The organism is Gordonia sp. (in: high G+C Gram-positive bacteria) (genome assembly GCF_047606305.1).
In the GTDB taxonomy this organism is placed as follows: domain Bacteria; phylum Actinomycetota; class Actinomycetes; order Mycobacteriales; family Mycobacteriaceae; genus Gordonia.
This window is the reverse complement of record NZ_JASGER010000009.1, coordinates 13,491-29,478: the sequence shown is the minus strand read 5'-3', so window position 1 is coordinate 29,478 and position 15,988 is coordinate 13,491. Positions and strand designations below refer to the sequence as shown.

Sequence of the window (15,988 nt, the reverse complement as noted above, 5' to 3'; positions counted from 1 at the left end):
CGCGCAGTCGACCGCCCGTAGTCTGAGCGGCTATGTGGATCGGCTGGTGTGAGTTCGACTTCCTCCTCGGCGACGTGCATTCGCTCAAGCAGAAGCGTTCGGTGGTCAAACCGATCGTCGCCGAGCTCAAGCGGCGCTTCGCGGTCAGTGCCGCCGAGGTGGATCATCTGGACCTGCACCGTCGCGCGGGCATCGGCGTCGGTCTCGTCGGGCCCGATCAGCGGCATCTCGTCGACGTCCTCGACGAGGTCGAGCGCTTCGCCGCCGCCCGGCCGGAGGTCCAGCTCGTCGCCGCGCGACGCCGGACCATCAGCGCCGACGACGTCGGGTAGGCCCGCGCCAGAACCAGGGTGAATCCAACGGTGCCGTGTCAACCGGTTCCCGATCACACTGGTCGGCATGACGACGCTGACCGATTCCCTCCGCCCCGCGACCGACCCGGCCGAGTTGCGACGGGCGTTCGCCCACGTCCCGTCCGGGCTGGTCGCCGTGGCCGCCCTCGGCCCCGACGGCCCGGTCGGCGTGCTCGTCTCCTCGTTCACCTCGGTCTCGCTGGCCCCGGCCCTCGTGTCGGTGAACATCGCCCATTCCTCGTCGAGCCTGCCGCGCCTGCGCGCCCAGCCGCACTGGGGAATCAGCGTGCTGGGTGAGGACCAACTGGACGTCGCCGATCGGTTCCGGCTGCCGGCCTCCGAGCGATTCGCCGGACTCGGCTGGAGCTCGACGGTCGACGGCGCCGTCCACCTCCACGGCGCCTCCGCCGGATTCACCACCCGGTTGCAGCGCGTGATCCCCGCCGGCGACCACGCGATCGCCCTCCTGCAGGTGGACGACCACTTCGGCTCCACGACCGCCGAGCCACTCGTCTTCCACCGCAGTCGCTACCGGCGCATCGACCGCCAGGACCACGAATGACCGCCTTGCACATCGCCGTCGAGGGCGATGCCGGATGGGTCGAGCTGACTGCGGGCACCACCGGCGACATCCATCGCTTTCGGGCCCCGGATCTGCGCGAGGCGGCGCGGCGCACCGCGAGCAGCGACCGGCCGGCCTTCGTCGACATCGAGTTGTACCTCGCCGAGTCGGTTCCGCAGGCCTTCGCCGGCTTGAGGCGAGCGCGGCCCGGCTGGCGGCCGGGGGCGACCGGCGAGACCCTCCTGCACGCGGGAACGGCGGCTACCGCGATCGGACTCCTGCGGGACATCGCCGCGGTGGGCGTCGCCGACGGGGTGACCCTGCGTCCGGCCGACCCGTCGGTCTCCGCGGCCGGCCTTCTGGACGAGCTGCTCCCCGCTCTTCGCGCCCGAGGACTGGTCGAGGTTCGAAGCCGCGGACTCAGTGGGACATGTCAGTCGCCACTGCGCGTGTCCGGAGGCGACAAGTAGCCGCGCATCAGTTCCGCTGTCGAGCTCTCGCAGGGCGTCCACCGGCCGCGTGCACGCCGGACGGATTACTGTTGACGGCAATCGGACCCGGTGGGTCCGCCGGATCCACCGGAGGTGCCGTCGTGGTCGAGTTGGCCGTCTCCCCCGCCCACCGGCGCCTGCGCGACCGCCTCCACCGCGTCACTCGGTTCGACCTGCTCCCCACTCCCGCCGTGCAGCGGGCGTTCGCCGACCATCACACCACCGGCGACCCGGTGGCCGAACGCTTCGTGGCCGAGACCTATCACGGCGAGCTGGGGCCCGAACGGTCCCGCGAGCTGCTCGACGAAGCCCTGCGCGTGGGCGTCGACAACGTCCCCGGCGCGCCGGAGTCGATGCGCGCGTTGTTCGCCGAGTTCGAGTCGGTCCCCGACTGGCTGGAGCCCGACCTCGTCGAACGCGGCGCGGCCGTCTGGCGACGGTGGGCGTACAGCCTGGGTGCGGTCGGCAACGCCGGGACGATGGACACCTACACCGAGGCCTCCCTCGCGGTGCCGCTGTCGTTGTCCGGCGGTTACGCCGGCGCCAGCGCCCTACACCGCTACCTCGAGACGAGCCGCTGGTGGCTGGAGGTATGTCGCCCCGGTGCGGTGCTCACCCCCGGTTCGACAGCGCGCGAGCTGTCACTCAAAGTCCGCGTCATGCACGTCTCGGTGCGCGCACGCGTCGCCGAACACCCCGAGTGGAACACCGCCGAACACGGCTTGCCCATCAGCCAGAGCGAAATGATGCTCACCCTGCTCGGCGGCAGTGTGGGACCGGCGCTCGGCCTCTTCTCGCTGGGCTTTCTCACCTCACCTGCCGAAATGCGGGCCGTACTCCACTTCAACCGCTACCTCGGTCACCTCGTCGGCTGTCAGGTCGACGACATGTACCCGGCGACAGTGGCCGACGGCGTCCGACTCCTCTACTTCTTCGATGCGACGCGCAAACACGATTCGGGCCCGCTCGGCGCCGAACTCGTCGAGGGCTTCGTGCCGTCTTTCGCACCGGACGACTCGGTGCGCGGACCGGCCCGTCTCCGGGCGAACTACCACCTGCTGCTGCAGGCCGGCTATACGCGGTTGTTCATGCTCCCCTGGAACCGTCGCCGCTACCGCCTGCCGTCCGGCCTGCCCGGACTCGCCGTGCTGATCGGACGGGCGCCCCTCGTCGCCGTCGTCGAGCTCGCCCGGCGCCTGTCACCCGCCATCGACCGGCGGTGGCAGGACGGTCAGGTGCGCCGCTGGCGGCGCTGGCACGCCTGGCACCTCGGCCACCGCGAGGAGCGCTTCGACGCCGGCAAACAGTTGCGCCGCTAGTCGTCGCCGGAGCCCGACGTCGACCTCACTTGTGGCCGGCCTGTGCCTGCACGGTCGTGTGGGGCGAGCCCTTCTTCGCGGGCTTTCGCGCCGACGCCCGGGCGGCCGTGCGCGGCGCGGCCTTCTTCGCGGGCTTCTTCTTGGCCGTCGCGCGTCGTGCGGTGGCGGCGCGGTGCCGGTTGCGCTCGGCGGTGACAGTCTTGGAGACGACGGAGGCCCCCGACTCGGTCAGCGCCCGCTTCCACGGGAGCGTGCCGTCGATCTCGATCTGGATCGACATGCTCAGGATCGTTCGCAGCAGCACGATGACGCCGAGGACGGCCACGTTCTCCAACGACGGCTCGGAGGTGACGGTCCGGATCAAATCCGCGGCGACCAGGATTTCCAGGCCGAGCAGGATCGCCCCGCCCAGCGAGGTCCGCAGCAGTTGGAAGGCCCCCGTCTCGCCGTCGAGCATCCGCTGGGCGGCCAGGAAGAACGCGATGAGGAAACCGATGATCATCGACAGGACGCCCAGTGCCTCGAATGCGGTCGCGACGCCGTCGAACACCTCGTGCATCTTCATGCCGCGATCCTATGGGCTAGTCGAGCGTCATGACGACTTTGCCGGTCAAATCGGGCGCGCCGAGCCGCTCGACGACGCGTGCGGGCTCGGTCCACGACACCGTCGTGTCGATGACCGGGCGGACCGCGCCCGATTCGGCGGCGGGCAACGCCTCGGGCAGGAGTGCGGCGATTACGTCGGCCATGTGGTCGGGTCTGCTGAACCCGAAGGAGACGCCGTGGACGGTGAGGTTCCGGTAGGACAGCGAGTCCAGATCGATGGTCGACGGTGCGCCCGCCAACCGGCCGATGTTGACCACATGGCCGAACTGTCTGGTCGCGGGCAGACACTGGGCGAAGACCGGTCCGCCCAGGTGGTCCAGGACGATGTCGACACCCTCTCCCCCGGTGGCCGCGAGCACGGTGTCGGTGAGAGCGGCGGGCGGGACGACCACGGTGTCGACTCCGGCCTCGCGGAGGACGGCGGCCTTCGCCGCCGATCGCGTCGTCCCGATGATCGTCGAGGCGCCCAGTGCCTTCGCCACCTGGCAACCGATCAGACCAATGCCCGTCGAGGCGCCCGTCACCAGCACCGATTGACCGGATTGGAAGCCCGCGGCGTCGAGGGCGCCGTGCTCGGTGAGCAGACCGGTCGGCAGCGCGCAGGCCGTCGCCGGCTCGAGCACGCGACGGGGCAGCACGAATCGGTGGTCGACGGGGACGAACTCCGCGAAGGACTCCGGTGCCGTGCCCATCACCGGGTCACCGACCTGCCAGCCGGTCACGCCCTCACCCACGGCCGCGATCTCGCCCGCGTACTCGAAACCCGCGACGAACGACTCCCCGCTACCGCCGGTCGTCGGGTCGGCGGCGGTCAGCATGCCCAGGTCGGCGTTGTTGGTCGCCATCGCGGCGACACGGACGAGGACCTGGCCGGGTGCGGGCGCGGGGGTCGGGACCTCCCGGTGGACCCAGACGGGTCCTGCCCCTCCCACGAGGGCGCGCATGAGCTCAGCCGGCATAGCGTCCGGAGGCGATGGCCCGTTCCCGCTTCTTGGCCGCCTCGACCTCACGGTTCTTCGGCGGCACCGACGTCACCAACGCGTCGAGAAGGTGCTGGGTGCTGTGGGAGATCTCGGCGACCGCGCGGTCGAAGGCCTCCTGGTTGGCCTTCGACGGCGAGGTGGTGCCGGCGATCTTGCGCACGTACTGGAGCGCGGCAGCGGTGACCTCGTCACTCGTGGCAGGCGGGTCGAAATTGTGCAGGGTGTGGATGTTGCGGCACATGACCTCACGCTACGCCCGGTGCCATCGGGCGACAACGCCCGCCAGACGGTGCCAGAATCTGGTGTGTGCTCATCAAATGGACCGTCGCCGAGGGCATCCGTGCGGGCAGCATCACCGCCCAGTACCGGCGCTGGGACGAACCGCGAGTGAAGGTCGGAGGGACGCAGATCACGCCGGCCGGCGTCGTCCGGTTCACCGCCGTCACTCGGATCGACGACCTTGCCTCACTGACCGACGCGCAGGCCCGGGCCGCCGGCATGGCGGACGCCGACGCCTTGCGCACCGCGCTGGCCAAGAGTCGGCGCGCTGACGGGGTGTATCGCGTCGAGGTGACGTGGGTCGGCGAGGATCCGCGCGTCGAATTGCGACAGCGGGTGCCGTCCGACGACGAATGCGCCGACATCGCGGCCCGACTCGCGAGGTTGGACCGCCGGGAGTCGGGTCCGTGGACGCGGGAGATCCTGGAATGGATCGGTGACAATCCGCGCGTGGTGTCGACGCGTCTGGCCGAGCAGCGCGACGTCGATCGGGCGGCGATGAAGATCGACATTCGCAAGCTCAAGGCGCTCGGCCTGACGATCAGCCACGACGTCGGATACGAGCTATCACCGCGCGGCAGCACCTATCTGAGGTGGTTGGCCGCACGCGATTGAGGGCGTGGGCTACTTGCCGCAGCCGCAGCTGGCGTTCGAACCGCACGTGCAGTTCGGGCCGCACGTGCAGTTCGCGCAGGTGCACTTCGGGTTGGCGCAGCCGTTCGGTTCTTTGCTCATTCCCCGATCATATGCCTGATGTCGCATACCGCAGGGCGATCGGGCATCTCGAAGCCGAAGGTCCCACTGGCGGCATCGCGCAGCCCGGCCTCGACGAGCAGACGCACCGGCTCGGCATCGGGGCCGGCCACGGTGGTGCCGTTGATCGAGGCCCGCGAGGCGTCGACCCACTCGCGTCGACCGACCGCGTCCAGCGACAGCCAGCGACCGCCGCGCAGTGCGATGAGCTGCATCAGCAGGGTTCCGGTACGGCCGTTGCCCTCGCGGAACGGGTGCACCAGGTTGTAGTCGACGTAGATGCGGGCCAACCGATGGGCCAGAGCGGTGGTGCCGTAGCCCTCGGCGCAGGTGAGTGCTTCATCGACGTCGCGATGGGTGCGGGTCAGCCCGGCCTCGATCTCGGGCACGGTGGCGAAGCGCACGCCGGGCTTGGCCACCTCGGTGACACGCGGCTCGCCCGCCCACGGGTAGACGTCGGCGAACAGCGCGCGATGCAGATCCGGCACCGTCCACGTCTGCGGCGGCCGGCGCAGGAGACCCACCGTGCGACCCGCACTGATGGCGTGCTCGGCGCGCGCCAACGTCGGGGCCGTGTGCAACCCGAGGTTGTTGGCGAGAACGTCGGAGCCGCGGATCAGATAGGGGCGTCGACGGGCCAGCACCGGCGGATGCCACGTCTCGGTGTCGACGAACCGCCGCCGACAGCGGCCGAGGTATTCGCGGAAGTCGATGCGATCGGTCGCCAGCATCGCGAGCGCGGCGATTTCCTCCTGCTCGGGATTCCACCCTTCGAGGCGCTGCGCCGCGACGGCCCACGCGGTGACCGCGATCGCCCGCTCCATCGCCGCCGTGCCGGTCATCGCGTCTCCTCGAGCGCGACATAGCGCAGCACCCGTTGCGCTCCGAGAACCTCACGACCGGCGCTGCGCACCCGGGCGCGGTCGTGCGGGGCGAGGTCGCGCAGTGGGACCAGGTCCGAGGACAGCCGGCGGTCGGGCCAGCCGTCGCGTCGCAGCGACCACCGGATCGACGTGCCCTCGACATGGGCGCGAGCGAGGGCCGCCCAATCGATCTGCGGCAGTGCGGCACCGGCGACCGACAGCCGTCCGTGGGTCGATTGGACTCCCGCCCCGTCCAGCACGGCCCGTAGGCGCGCCAGCCGGACGATCGGATCGAGGATCGCGCGCTTGACGTCGACGCTGTCGGCGCGACGGGTCAGCACGGACAACCGGGCGGGCACCGCCTCGCGGACCGCCGAACAGTCCTGGGCCATCGCGCGCGCGAGCTGCGGGTGCGCAGCTGCCGCCGCCCGCATCTCGGCGGCGAGGTCGACGTCCGGACCGCCCCCCTCGTCGACCGCACTCGCATCCAGGGTCAGCCCGGCCATGACCACGCCGCGGTCGATCTCGGGGTGCTGGGCCCACTCGTCGATGACGGCGGACCACTGCTCGGCCGTGCGACAACAACGAGCGCGGCTGGCGATCGCCCCGTTGCCGTCCGGCGGCAGGCCCGCGCGCTCCAGCAGATCGTGCACGTGGGCGGCGGCAGTGCGCACTTGCGGCCCGTGCGCCTCGTCGCCGGCGAAGACGACCAGGGTCTCGACATCGGCGCCGGGTAGACCTTCTCGTCGGCCGCAACTGCCGGTGACGAACCATTGCCAGTCCACTCCGGTGGGCGGTCCGATCAGTCGTGCCGCCCCGGCGACCGAAGCCCGGACGATCCCCGACCACCAGTCCGCCGCCGCCGATGCGTCGATCCGGTGTGCCGGCACGGCGGCACATGCCGCATCCACGGCCTCGACAAACGCGTCCGGACCGGTCGCCGCGGCGATCGCGGCCACGGCGGCCTCGCGGACGGAGTCGGTCATGCCCTCGATTCTGTCGGTGCGACGTCGACCGCGGCAAACGGGATCGGTGCGCTCAACAGCTTCGTAACGACCAGTTTTCCTCGCCGAAACGCTGGGGCGCGGACGGGAGCCGACTACGTGGCGACGCCCTCCGCCCGGACGACCTCGGCCACCACGTGACGGCGCCGCAGGATGCCCAGGCCGATCAGCACGAATCCGATGACGATCCACATGGCCAGCACGCCGAACGCGTGCCCGGCGCCCGCCCCGACGAGCCGATCGTCCGCAAAGTAGGCGGCGCTGCGCAACGCCGTCCCGGTCGCGCCCAGCGGCAGCCACTGACCGACCGTGCCCCAGATGCCGGGGAGGAACTCCGGGGGTGCACCGATCCCGGCCAGGGGCATGCCGATCAGCATGAACAGCAGGGCCGCCACTCCGACTCCGCCCGCGCCGATGAGGGTCACGAGACCGGCGACCGTCGCTCCGATCGCGAGGATTCCGGCGGCCATCGCGAGCCACTGCGCCCAAAAGCCACCGGGCAGCACACCGATCGCCATCGCAGCGCCCACGCTGGTCGCCGCGACCAAGGCCGCACCGACGGGCACCAGCGCGGCCGTGAGCTTCGCGCGTCGTGTGAGCTGCGGAATGGCCACCCCGAGAATCGCACCCGCCATGAAGACCGGCATGACCATCGCGCCGAATCCCGCTCCGCGCGAATCGTCCGCGGCAAGCGGCGCCACGTCGACGACCTTGGGGGCGATCGGCGGGGCGGACGGCGCCTGCGCGGCTCCGACCTGGGCGCCGAGCTGGGTGATCAGCTGCGCCGGCGCCGGACCGGCCCCGGAGGCGATCACCGTCGTCGGCTGCGGGCCGAGGGCGATCCCGCCGTAGACCTTGCGGTCGCGCGTCGCCTGCTCCAGTTCACGCACGTCGGCGTAGCGGTGCACCTCGACGGTGCCGGGCTGACGCTGGGCCAAGGCCGCAAACACCTGTGCCACCGCGGGAACCGGTCCGGCGACCCCGATGGGCAGGTCGTGCGGCGCGCCCCGCGACGCGGGGCCGATGAACATGAGCAGGATCAGCGGTACGAGGACGGACGCACCGAGGAGGAGGCCGATGAGCTTGCGAAACAGGTTGTCGGACACGACGGACACCTTTCAACGATTGTTGAGCGCGAGCCTAGAGGCCACGCACAGGTAATGTCAACAACCGTTGAAATCCAGTACGCTTGGCTGTGTGGCAGACAAGACGGGGCGCCGTGTCGGCGAGAGCAACACTCGCGAGCAGATCATCGCCGCAGCGCGAGAGCTGTTCGCCCAGCGCGGGTTCGGCGCGACGCCACTGCGCGCGATTGCGGCCCTGGCGGGCGTCGACGTCGCCCTCATCCCCTACTACTTCGGCAACAAGCGCGGCCTCTTCGTCGCCGCCATGGAGATCCCCGTCGACCCCGGCGACGTCATCCGCCGTGCGGCCGCCGGTCCACGCGCAGAACTCGGCACACGCATCGCCCGTTCCTTCCTCACCACGTGGGACGACCCGGCGACCGGGACGGCGATGCAGGGCGTGCTGCGTTCGGCGACCACCGACGAGACCGCCGGCCGGGGTTTCGGGGAGTTCCTGTCCGACGAGATGCTGCCGCTGGCGGCGCGCGAGTTGGGCGTCCCGATCGATACTGTGCGCGCTGCGGGCAGCATGCTGTTCGGACTGGCCACCCTCCGCTACCTCGTCGGCGCGCCGGCGTTCACCTCCCCCACCGTCGACGAGCTCGTCGCCACCTTCGGCCCACGGCTGCAGGCCGTCATCGACGCTGGTTGACCCTCACGCCACCCCGGCCGCGATGGCCAGTGCGCGGCCGGTGAGCGAGTTCACATCCCCTTCGATGTCGGCGGGCGCCCCGGTGAACACCAATCGGCCACCGTCGGCACCGGCGCCCGGCCCGATGTCGATCACATGATCGGCCCGCGCCACGACGCGAAGATTGTGTTCGACGACGACGAGCGTCGCTCCCCCGTCGACGAGGTCGTCGAACAGCGCGTTGATGCGATCGACGTCGCTCGGATGCAATCCGGTGGTCGGCTCGTCCAGGACGATCCGTTCATCGGCCAGCTCCGGCGAGGCACTCAGGTGCCGAGCCAACAGCAGCCGTTGTTTCTCGCCGCCGGACAAGGTGTCCAAGGACTGACCGACGGCGGTATAGCCCAGTCCGACCCCCTCGAGCCACGACATGGCGGCGGCGATGTCGCGATGATCGGCGAACAAGTCGGCGACCTCCGGCGCCGCCATGTGCAGCACGTCGGCGATTGAGTTCCCGTCCAGGCGCGCGGCCAGTGCGGTCTCGTTGAACCGGGCGCCGCCACAGACGTCGCAGGGGGTCGACACATCGTCGAGAAAGGCCAACTCGGTGGTGATGAACCCCTTGCCCTTGCAGGCCGGGCAACCCCCCTTGGAGTTGAAGCTGAACCACGACGGCTCCAGCTCCGACGCTTTCGCGAACACCGAGCGCACCTCGTCGGCGACGCCCAGGATGCTCAGCGAGGTCGAGCGCACGCCACCGTGCAACGGGTCCTGCCCGACGACGGTGAAGTCGGGGTGTTGGCGCGGCAGCTCGACCGTCGCCAGCGACGACTTGCCCGAGCCGGCCACACCGGTGACCGCCGTCAACACGCCCAGCGGGACGTCGACGTCGAAGCCGGTCAGGTTGTTCGCCGTCGCGCCGATCACCGATACCGACCCGGTGGGTCGGCGGACCTTCGCCTTCACCTCGAGCGGTCGGGCCAACAATCGGCCGGTGAGCGTGTCGCTGCGCCGCAGATCGGCCGGAGTGCCCTCGAACTGCACCTCACCACCGGCGGCGCCCGCCCCCGGGCCCATGTCGACGACGTGGTCGGCGGCGGCGATCACTTGCGGGTGGTGTTCGACGACGAGAACCGTGTTGCCGGCGTCGCGCAGGCGGAGCAGCAGGGCGTTGAGCCGTTGGACGTCGGCCGGGTGCAGCCCCGTCGACGGCTCGTCGAACACATAGGTGACGTCGGTCAGCGCGCTGCCGAGATGCCGGACGATCTTCACCCGCTGCGCCTCACCGCCCGAGAGCGTGCCCGACTGGCGGTCCAACGAGAGATAGCCCAGCCCCACCGACAGCAGTGCATCGAGCGTGCGGCGGATGTTCTCCAGCGCCGGGGCCACGCGCGGTTCGTTCAACTCCTCGACGAGGGCACGCAGGCGTGCCACCGACATCGCCGACCAGTCGACGATGGACCGCCCGTCGATGAGGCTCGCCCGAGCGGCCGCGTTCAACCGCGCCCCGCCACAGTCCGGGCAGGCGCGACGCGTCATCAACCGGTCCAGCTCGGCACTCACCGACGCACTGGTCTTCGGATGGTTCTTCACGTAGACGTCGCGCATCCGGGTGACGACGCCGTCGAATCGCGCGGTCTGCGGGAACTCCGGATCGGGGTCGGGCAGCTTCAGCTGGTCCGCGTAGAGGAAGAGATCCATCTCCTCGGGCGTGTAGTCCTTGAGCGGCTTGCTCCGATCGAACAGCCCGCAGTAGGCGAACCGCTTCCACCGGTAGACGCCCGGTCGGAACTGGCTGAAGCGGACCGGACCCTGATCGATGTTCTTCTCCGGGTCGATGAGTTCGTCGACGTCGATGTCGACCACGGTGCCCAGCCCCTCGCAGGTGGGGCACATCCCCGCCGGGTCGTTGAACGAGTACGCCGGCGAGTACCCGGCACACGGTTCGCCGATGCGCGAGAAGACCAGCCGCAACAGCGGAGCGATATCGGCCGCGGTGGCCACGGTCGAACGGGCGTTGCCGGTGAATCGGCGCTGGTCGATCAATGCGGTGAAGGTCAATCCCGACATCGACTGCACTTCCGGCGCCGGCATCTGCGGCAGTCGGTTGCGGACGAACACCGAGTACGAGTCGTTGACCAGGCGCCCGGCTTCGGCGGCGATGGTGTCGAGGACCAGCGACGACTTCCCCGACCCGGACACCCCGGTCACGACGGTGAACGCCAGCTTGGGCACCTCGACGCTGATGTTGCGCAGATTGTTCGTCGTCGCTCCGACGACGCCGATGACCGGTTGGTGCGCCATGGGCTAACGGTAACGCGGTCGCGCGCCGCGGACCCGCAACTCAGGCCGGGGCGACCCCCAACTCGTCGGCGATGCCACTGATCGTCGTCGCGAGGTCCACGTCGGCGTCACTGAGACCGCCGATCGCGTGGGTACTCAACTCGAGTGCGACTGTCGCATAGCGGAAGTCGATATCGGGATGGTGATCGAGCGCCTCGGCCGCCGCGACGATTCGCGAGACGAACTCGAGGCCGCGGACCATCGACCCGGGCCGGAAGGCGGCGACGAACCGCCCGTCGACCACGTGCCACGGCGCGGGCGCCAGCGCAGCGGCCTCCTCCGGCGCCAACGGACGGTAGCGCCGGGCGGTCACCGCGCGTCTCTCGCATGTTCGGTCATGATGCCTTTCTACCAGCCCCCCGACGACGAGTTAGCACAATTGTTCGACTCTGTGCGATAGGCTAGACGAATGAGCACCGGCTTCCAGGACACCCTGTTCGGCGCCGTCGACGAGACGCCGGCGATCAGCCGGTCCGCCCGGGGGCAGCGCATCATGCTCACCGGTGGCGCCTGGGTGGACGTGGTGCCGGGATGGCTGGCGGGCTCCGCGCAACTCTTCGACCGATTGGTCGATTCCGTGCCGTGGCGCAGCGAGCAGCGGCAGATGTACGACCGGGTCGTCGACGTCCCGCGGTTGGCCGCCTATTACGCCGAAGGGGATGCGCTACCGGATCCGACGGTGGTCGAGATGCGCGAGGAGTTGTCCGCTCGTTTCGCGCCGGAGCTGCCCGAGGGCTTCGCCACCGCGGGCTTGTGCTTCTACCGCAACGGCGCCGACAGCGTCGCATGGCACGGTGACCGCATCGGCCGCGGCAAGCACTCGGACACGCTGATCGCGATCGTGTCCTTGGGTGCGCCGCGCACGCTGATGATGCGGCCGCGCGGGGGCGGTCCGTCGCGGCGCTTTCCCCTCGGCTCGGGTGACCTGCTCGTCATGGGCGGCTCCTGCCAGCGGACCTGGGATCACGCGGTGCCGAAGGAGAAGGGCGCCGGTCCGCGGATCAGCGTTCAGTTCCGTCCGTCGGGCGTGTGGTGAGCGCTCGCCCCACCAGGAACCAGGTCTGCTGCTCGCTCTTGCCCTTCACCTCGACGGCTCCCCGTTCCTCAAGCTCGAACCGGCCGGCCAATCGTGTCCGCACCTCGTCGGTCACCTGGATCCGTCCAGGGATCCCCGTCGACTCCATTCGCGAGGCCAGGTTCACCGCGTCACCCCACACGTCGTAGAAGAATTTGCGCGACCCGACGACGCCTGCGACGACCGGCCCGCAGGCGAGGCCGATGCGCATCGGCAGTCGCTGACCGTCCGCGGTCGTCACCGCCTCACACGCCGCGCGCATGTCCAGGGCGAAGAGCGCCAGCGCCTCCAGGTGGGCGGGATCGGGTTGCGGCACGCCGCTCACCACCATGTACGAATCACCGGTGGTCTTGATCTTCTCCAGCCCGTGCCGGTCCACCAGCGCATCCAGTGCGGTGTACAGCCGGTTGAGGAAGCGGACCACCTCGGCCGGCTGCGTCTTGCTCGACATGGCCGTGAAGCCGGCGATGTCCGCGAACAGGATCGACGCATCGTCGTAGGCATCGGCGATGTCCTCATGCGCCGGGTCCTTGAGCCGCGCGGCGATACTGCGCGGCAGGATGTTGTCGAGCAGTGCCTCCGACCGGTCGTATTCCTGCTCGAGCGCGTCTTCGGCCCGCTGGATCTGCAACAGGCCATATCCGACGATCCCCACCGCCAGCAGGCAGGCACCGGCGGCGTTGACGATGTACCCCGTCCTCATGAACCACTCGGGCACCCGGCCGGTGGTCGCCGGCACGGTCAGGTGCAGGATCGCCACGGCGGCGATCGACGTGAGCACCGCGACCAGGATGAGGGGCCAACGCCGGACTCCGACGACCATCGTCGCCCCGGCCGCGATGATCACGAAGTAGAGCGACATGCCTGCGGAGGTGCCCAGCAGCACGGTGATCACCGAGAGCGCCACCATCGCGACGAGCCAGAACCCGATCGCCGGAGCGAGTGGGGCCAAGCGCCGCAACGACGGCACCGAGGCGAATGCCGCCGCCATCGCCAGATTGATCAGGCCGATGCGGGTTTGCGGTCCGCCCGCCACGAGCGACGAGGTCGCGAAACCCAGGCAAATTGCCGCGGCGGCGTAGGAGGCGAGCAAGACCAGGCGCTGCCCGCGCACCTCGGTCACCGTCGCGCGTCGGGCGGTGTCGCTGACGACGCACCGGTCCCGGAACTCGGTGTCGGTCACGCCCGAAGCCTAACGCGGGTCCGGCGACCCCGAAGAGCAGTTCATTCGCGGTGCTGATCCCAGTCGTGACTCGGTGCCTGACGGAGTCCGAACCACCGGTCGGCTTGCAACCGCCCCTGGTCGGTGAGCACGGTGAACGGCACCGGCTTCTCACCCCGGTCCCGAATCGCCTGCACGAGGTAGTCGCGCAACTCCCACACGTCAGCGGGATCCTGACCGCCCGACATGGCCAACGTGTCCGCCACCCGCCCGACGTCCCAGTCGAGGTCGTCGGCGACCTGTGTGACGTTCAGGGTGCTGAGCGCCATGTTCGCGCGCAGCTCGTCGCCGGTCCGTCGGGTCTCCTCAGCGTCGAGCGACATCCCCGACCTCCTCAACCGTCACCGACAACAAGAGCCGCACGGCACGGCCGGCGGCTCTCGATTGTTTGTCGGGCTGACAGGATTTGAACCTGCGACCACCTGACCCCCAGTCAGGTGCGCTACCAAACTGCGCCACAGCCCGTCGCTCGTTGGAGCGAGAATCACCTTATCGCACCCGGGGCCGGGCGAACCAATCGCCCGCCGCGCGTCGGCTAGGGACGTTTGCGGTCCGGCAGCACCACGTGCTGACCGTCGATGTCGTGCGCACGCATCGGCAAGCCGTACACCTGGCTCACCCGTTCCTGCGTCAGGGTGTCCCGCGGGGCTCCGACGGCGACGAGGCGACCGGTCCCCCGCTCGTCGGGTGCCAGTACCGCGACCCGGTCACTGTAGGCGGCGGCCAGATTCAGGTCGTGCACGACGACCAGCGCGGCGGCACCGTCGTCGACCTGCCGCCGCACAATCGCCATGACCTGCTCCTGGTAGTGGGGGTCCATCGCCGCGGTCGGCTCGTCGAGCAGCAGGATCGGGGTGCCCTGCGCCAGGACGCGGGCCAGTGCGACGCGGCCGCGTTCACCGCCGGAGAGACTGCCGAAGCTCCGCTGCCCGAACCCGGTCACGTCGCAGACCGCCATGGCCTCGGCGACGGCCCGCTCGTCGTCGTCTCGCTTCGCGGTTCGCGACCAGGCGTGGCGGGCCATCTGCACCACCTCTGCGCACGTGAAGGAGAACCCGATCGTGTGCTCCTGCGGCAGCACCGCGCGGCGACGGGCCTGCTCGATCTTCGACAGCCCGTCGAGCCGATCGCCCATCAACTCCACCGAGCCCGATGTCGGCTCGAGGGTGCCGGCGATCGCCGACAGGAGCGTCGACTTGCCCGCGCCGTTGGGGCCGACCAGGCACAGCAGTTCCCGCGATGCGAGTTCGAGGGACACGTCGCCGAGCACGGTTCGGCCCCCACGGGCGACACTCAACCGATCGATCCGCAGCACGGTCACAGCCATCCCCCGCGCTTCATCTCCCGGCGGAGAAGCCAGAGGAAGACCGGGCCGCCGACCAGACTGGTGATCATCCCCAGCGGCAGGTCGCCGTACGGGACGATGGTGCGCGACGCGAGGTCGGCGGCGCTGAGCAGCCCCGCGCCGGCGATGGCGCTGGCGGGGATCAGCACGGCGTGGCGCGGCCCGACGATCAGGCGCATGAAGTGCGGCACCACCAGGCCGACGAACAAGATGATGCCGCAGAAGCTCACCGCCGCCGCGGTCAGCAGCGCGACGATGACGACCGCCGCCCGGCGCAGTTTCTCCACGTCGACGCCGAGGTGCCCGGCCGTGTACTCCCCGAGGGACAGCAGGTCGATGCGGCGGGCCAACAGCATCGAGGCGGCCAACCCGACCGCGACGAGGACGGCCACGAGAAGCACCTGGTTCATCGTCGCGCGGTTGAGACTGCCCATCTGCCAGAACACGATCTGGTCGCGCGCGGCGGGGGTGGCGCGATAGGTGAAGAAGGCGATGAGGCCGCCGGCGAAGGCATTCACGGCGATACCGGTGAGGACCAGGCTGACGACCTGGGTGCGTCCCGCCGACCGCGAGGCCAAGTAGACGAAGAGCGTCGTGACCAGACCTGCGGCGAAGGCGCCGCCGGCGACGAAGTAGCCCGCCGCGCCCAATCCGCCGACGGTGATCACGGCGGCGGCACCGGCGGCCGCACCCGACGAAACGCCGATGACACCGGGTTCTGCGAGGGGGTTGGCGAAGACGCCCTGCAGCACCGCACCAGCACACCCGAGCGCGGCCCCGACGGCCAGCGCCAGGTAGACCCGTGGCACGCGCACCTGCCACAGGGTGTCCTCGTCGGCCTGGTCGGGCAGCGAGCCGAGCGGAATCGAGACGTGGTGCAGCAACGAGCCGACGACCTGACCGAGAGGAACGGGGTTCTGGCCCATCGCCATCGAGTACAGCGCGATGAGCACGGTCACGGCGCTCAACACCAGCAGAGCAACGCCCGCGCGCACGCGCCGGATCTCCCCCGCCGACGACTTCCCGACTGTCACG

Annotated in this window: 19 protein-coding genes and 1 tRNA gene; 7 read left to right on the top strand and 13 right to left on the bottom strand. The window is 70.1% G+C overall.

Going from position 1 to position 15,988, the window contains the following annotated elements:
• The first annotated feature begins 32 nt into the window (after window positions 1-32).
• From QM634_RS01385 to QM634_RS01370, 4 genes are all read left to right on the top strand, one after another.
• The gene (locus tag QM634_RS01385; protein WP_415040986.1) at window positions 33-332 is read left to right on the top strand and encodes a DUF503 domain-containing protein; all 300 of its coding nucleotides are present in this window, start codon (window positions 33-35) and stop codon (window positions 330-332) included.
• Between the two features lie 67 nt (window positions 333-399).
• A complete protein-coding gene (locus QM634_RS01380; protein WP_415040985.1) occupies window positions 400-915 on the top strand; it encodes a flavin reductase family protein in 516 nt (171 codons plus the stop codon).
• Window positions 912-1,385: a hypothetical protein gene (locus QM634_RS01375; RefSeq protein ID WP_415040984.1), complete on the top strand. Its 474-nt coding sequence runs from the start codon at window positions 912-914 to the stop codon at window positions 1,383-1,385. The genes QM634_RS01380 and QM634_RS01375 overlap by 4 nt, the downstream gene beginning before the upstream one ends.
• A 122-nt stretch (window positions 1,386-1,507) precedes the next feature.
• On the top strand, window positions 1,508-2,725 hold the full coding sequence (locus QM634_RS01370) for an oxygenase MpaB family protein (RefSeq protein ID WP_415041016.1): 1,218 nt from the start codon (window positions 1,508-1,510) through the stop codon (window positions 2,723-2,725).
• Between the two features lie 25 nt (window positions 2,726-2,750).
• Here the strand turns inward: QM634_RS01370 and QM634_RS01365 are convergent, their stop codons facing one another.
• The 3 genes from QM634_RS01365 to QM634_RS01355 are packed head-to-tail and all read right to left on the bottom strand — an operon-like array spanning window position 2,751 to window position 4,555.
• Entirely contained in the window at window positions 2,751-3,290 is a 540-nt protein-coding gene (locus QM634_RS01365; RefSeq protein ID WP_415040983.1) for a DUF1622 domain-containing protein, read from the bottom strand.
• Window positions 3,291-3,306: 16 nt separating this feature from the next.
• Complete coding sequence (locus tag QM634_RS01360) at window positions 3,307-4,263, bottom strand: quinone oxidoreductase family protein (protein ID WP_415040982.1); 957 nt, start codon at window positions 4,261-4,263, stop codon at window positions 3,307-3,309.
• Window positions 4,264-4,279: 16 nt separating this feature from the next.
• A complete protein-coding gene (locus tag QM634_RS01355) occupies window positions 4,280-4,555 on the bottom strand; it encodes a DUF2277 domain-containing protein (protein ID WP_415040981.1) in 276 nt (91 codons plus the stop codon).
• A gap of 65 nt (window positions 4,556-4,620) precedes the next feature.
• Here QM634_RS01355 and QM634_RS01350 point away from each other — a divergent pair, with 65 nt between their 5' ends.
• Window positions 4,621-5,208, top strand: a complete 588-nt coding sequence (locus QM634_RS01350; protein WP_415040980.1) for an ASCH domain-containing protein — start codon at window positions 4,621-4,623, stop codon at window positions 5,206-5,208.
• A gap of 116 nt (window positions 5,209-5,324) precedes the next feature.
• Here QM634_RS01350 and QM634_RS01345 read toward each other — a convergent pair whose 3' ends face one another.
• The 3 genes from QM634_RS01345 to QM634_RS01335 all read right to left on the bottom strand — a co-directional run bounded on the left by QM634_RS01345 (window position 5,325) and on the right by QM634_RS01335 (window position 8,319).
• Window positions 5,325-6,188, bottom strand: coding sequence for a Fic/DOC family protein (locus QM634_RS01345; protein WP_415040979.1), 864 nt, complete (start codon window positions 6,186-6,188; stop codon window positions 5,325-5,327).
• Window positions 6,185-7,195 carry a DUF294 nucleotidyltransferase-like domain-containing protein gene (locus QM634_RS01340; RefSeq protein WP_415040978.1) on the bottom strand — a complete coding sequence of 337 codons (1,011 nt, stop codon included), beginning with the start codon at window positions 7,193-7,195 and terminating at the stop codon, window positions 6,185-6,187. Before QM634_RS01340 ends, QM634_RS01345 begins: the two co-directional genes overlap by 4 nt.
• A gap of 113 nt (window positions 7,196-7,308) precedes the next feature.
• Complete coding sequence (locus QM634_RS01335; protein WP_415040977.1) at window positions 7,309-8,319, bottom strand: ABC transporter permease; 1,011 nt, start codon at window positions 8,317-8,319, stop codon at window positions 7,309-7,311.
• Between the two features lie 91 nt (window positions 8,320-8,410).
• On the opposite strand from QM634_RS01335, the gene QM634_RS01330 reads away from it, so the two are divergent.
• Window positions 8,411-8,989, top strand: a complete 579-nt coding sequence (locus QM634_RS01330; RefSeq protein WP_415040976.1) for a TetR family transcriptional regulator — start codon at window positions 8,411-8,413, stop codon at window positions 8,987-8,989.
• 3 nt (window positions 8,990-8,992) lie between these two features.
• Here QM634_RS01330 and QM634_RS01325 read toward each other — a convergent pair whose 3' ends face one another.
• Both QM634_RS01325 and QM634_RS01320 read right to left on the bottom strand, forming a co-directional pair.
• Window positions 8,993-11,272, bottom strand: a complete 2,280-nt coding sequence (locus QM634_RS01325) for an ATP-binding cassette domain-containing protein (protein WP_415040975.1) — start codon at window positions 11,270-11,272, stop codon at window positions 8,993-8,995.
• 40 nt (window positions 11,273-11,312) lie between these two features.
• Complete coding sequence (locus QM634_RS01320; protein ID WP_415040974.1) at window positions 11,313-11,624, bottom strand: 4a-hydroxytetrahydrobiopterin dehydratase; 312 nt, start codon at window positions 11,622-11,624, stop codon at window positions 11,313-11,315.
• 96 nt (window positions 11,625-11,720) lie between these two features.
• On the opposite strand from QM634_RS01320, the gene QM634_RS01315 reads away from it, so the two are divergent.
• Entirely contained in the window at window positions 11,721-12,347 is a 627-nt protein-coding gene (locus QM634_RS01315) for an alpha-ketoglutarate-dependent dioxygenase AlkB (protein ID WP_415040973.1), read from the top strand.
• Here the strand turns inward: QM634_RS01315 and QM634_RS01310 are convergent.
• The 5 genes from QM634_RS01310 to QM634_RS01290 all read right to left on the bottom strand — a co-directional run bounded on the left by QM634_RS01310 (window position 12,313) and on the right by QM634_RS01290 (window position 15,987).
• Window positions 12,313-13,569 (bottom strand): adenylate/guanylate cyclase domain-containing protein, encoded by a 1,257-nt coding sequence (locus QM634_RS01310; protein ID WP_415040972.1) that lies wholly within the window; start codon window positions 13,567-13,569, stop codon window positions 12,313-12,315. The two genes, QM634_RS01315 and QM634_RS01310, sit on opposite strands and share 35 nt — an antisense overlap.
• Before the next feature lie 41 nt (window positions 13,570-13,610).
• The gene (locus QM634_RS01305) at window positions 13,611-13,931 is read right to left on the bottom strand and encodes a DUF2316 family protein (protein WP_415040971.1); all 321 of its coding nucleotides are present in this window, start codon (window positions 13,929-13,931) and stop codon (window positions 13,611-13,613) included.
• A gap of 68 nt (window positions 13,932-13,999) precedes the next feature.
• Window positions 14,000-14,073: transfer RNA gene (locus tag QM634_RS01300), tRNA-Pro, on the bottom strand.
• Between the two features lie 70 nt (window positions 14,074-14,143).
• On the bottom strand, window positions 14,144-14,935 hold the full coding sequence (locus tag QM634_RS01295) for a heme ABC transporter ATP-binding protein (RefSeq protein ID WP_415040970.1): 792 nt from the start codon (window positions 14,933-14,935) through the stop codon (window positions 14,144-14,146).
• A complete protein-coding gene (locus tag QM634_RS01290) occupies window positions 14,926-15,987 on the bottom strand; it encodes a FecCD family ABC transporter permease (RefSeq protein ID WP_415040969.1) in 1,062 nt (353 codons plus the stop codon). Before QM634_RS01290 ends, QM634_RS01295 begins: the two co-directional genes overlap by 10 nt.
• Window position 15,988 lies beyond the last annotated feature (1 nt).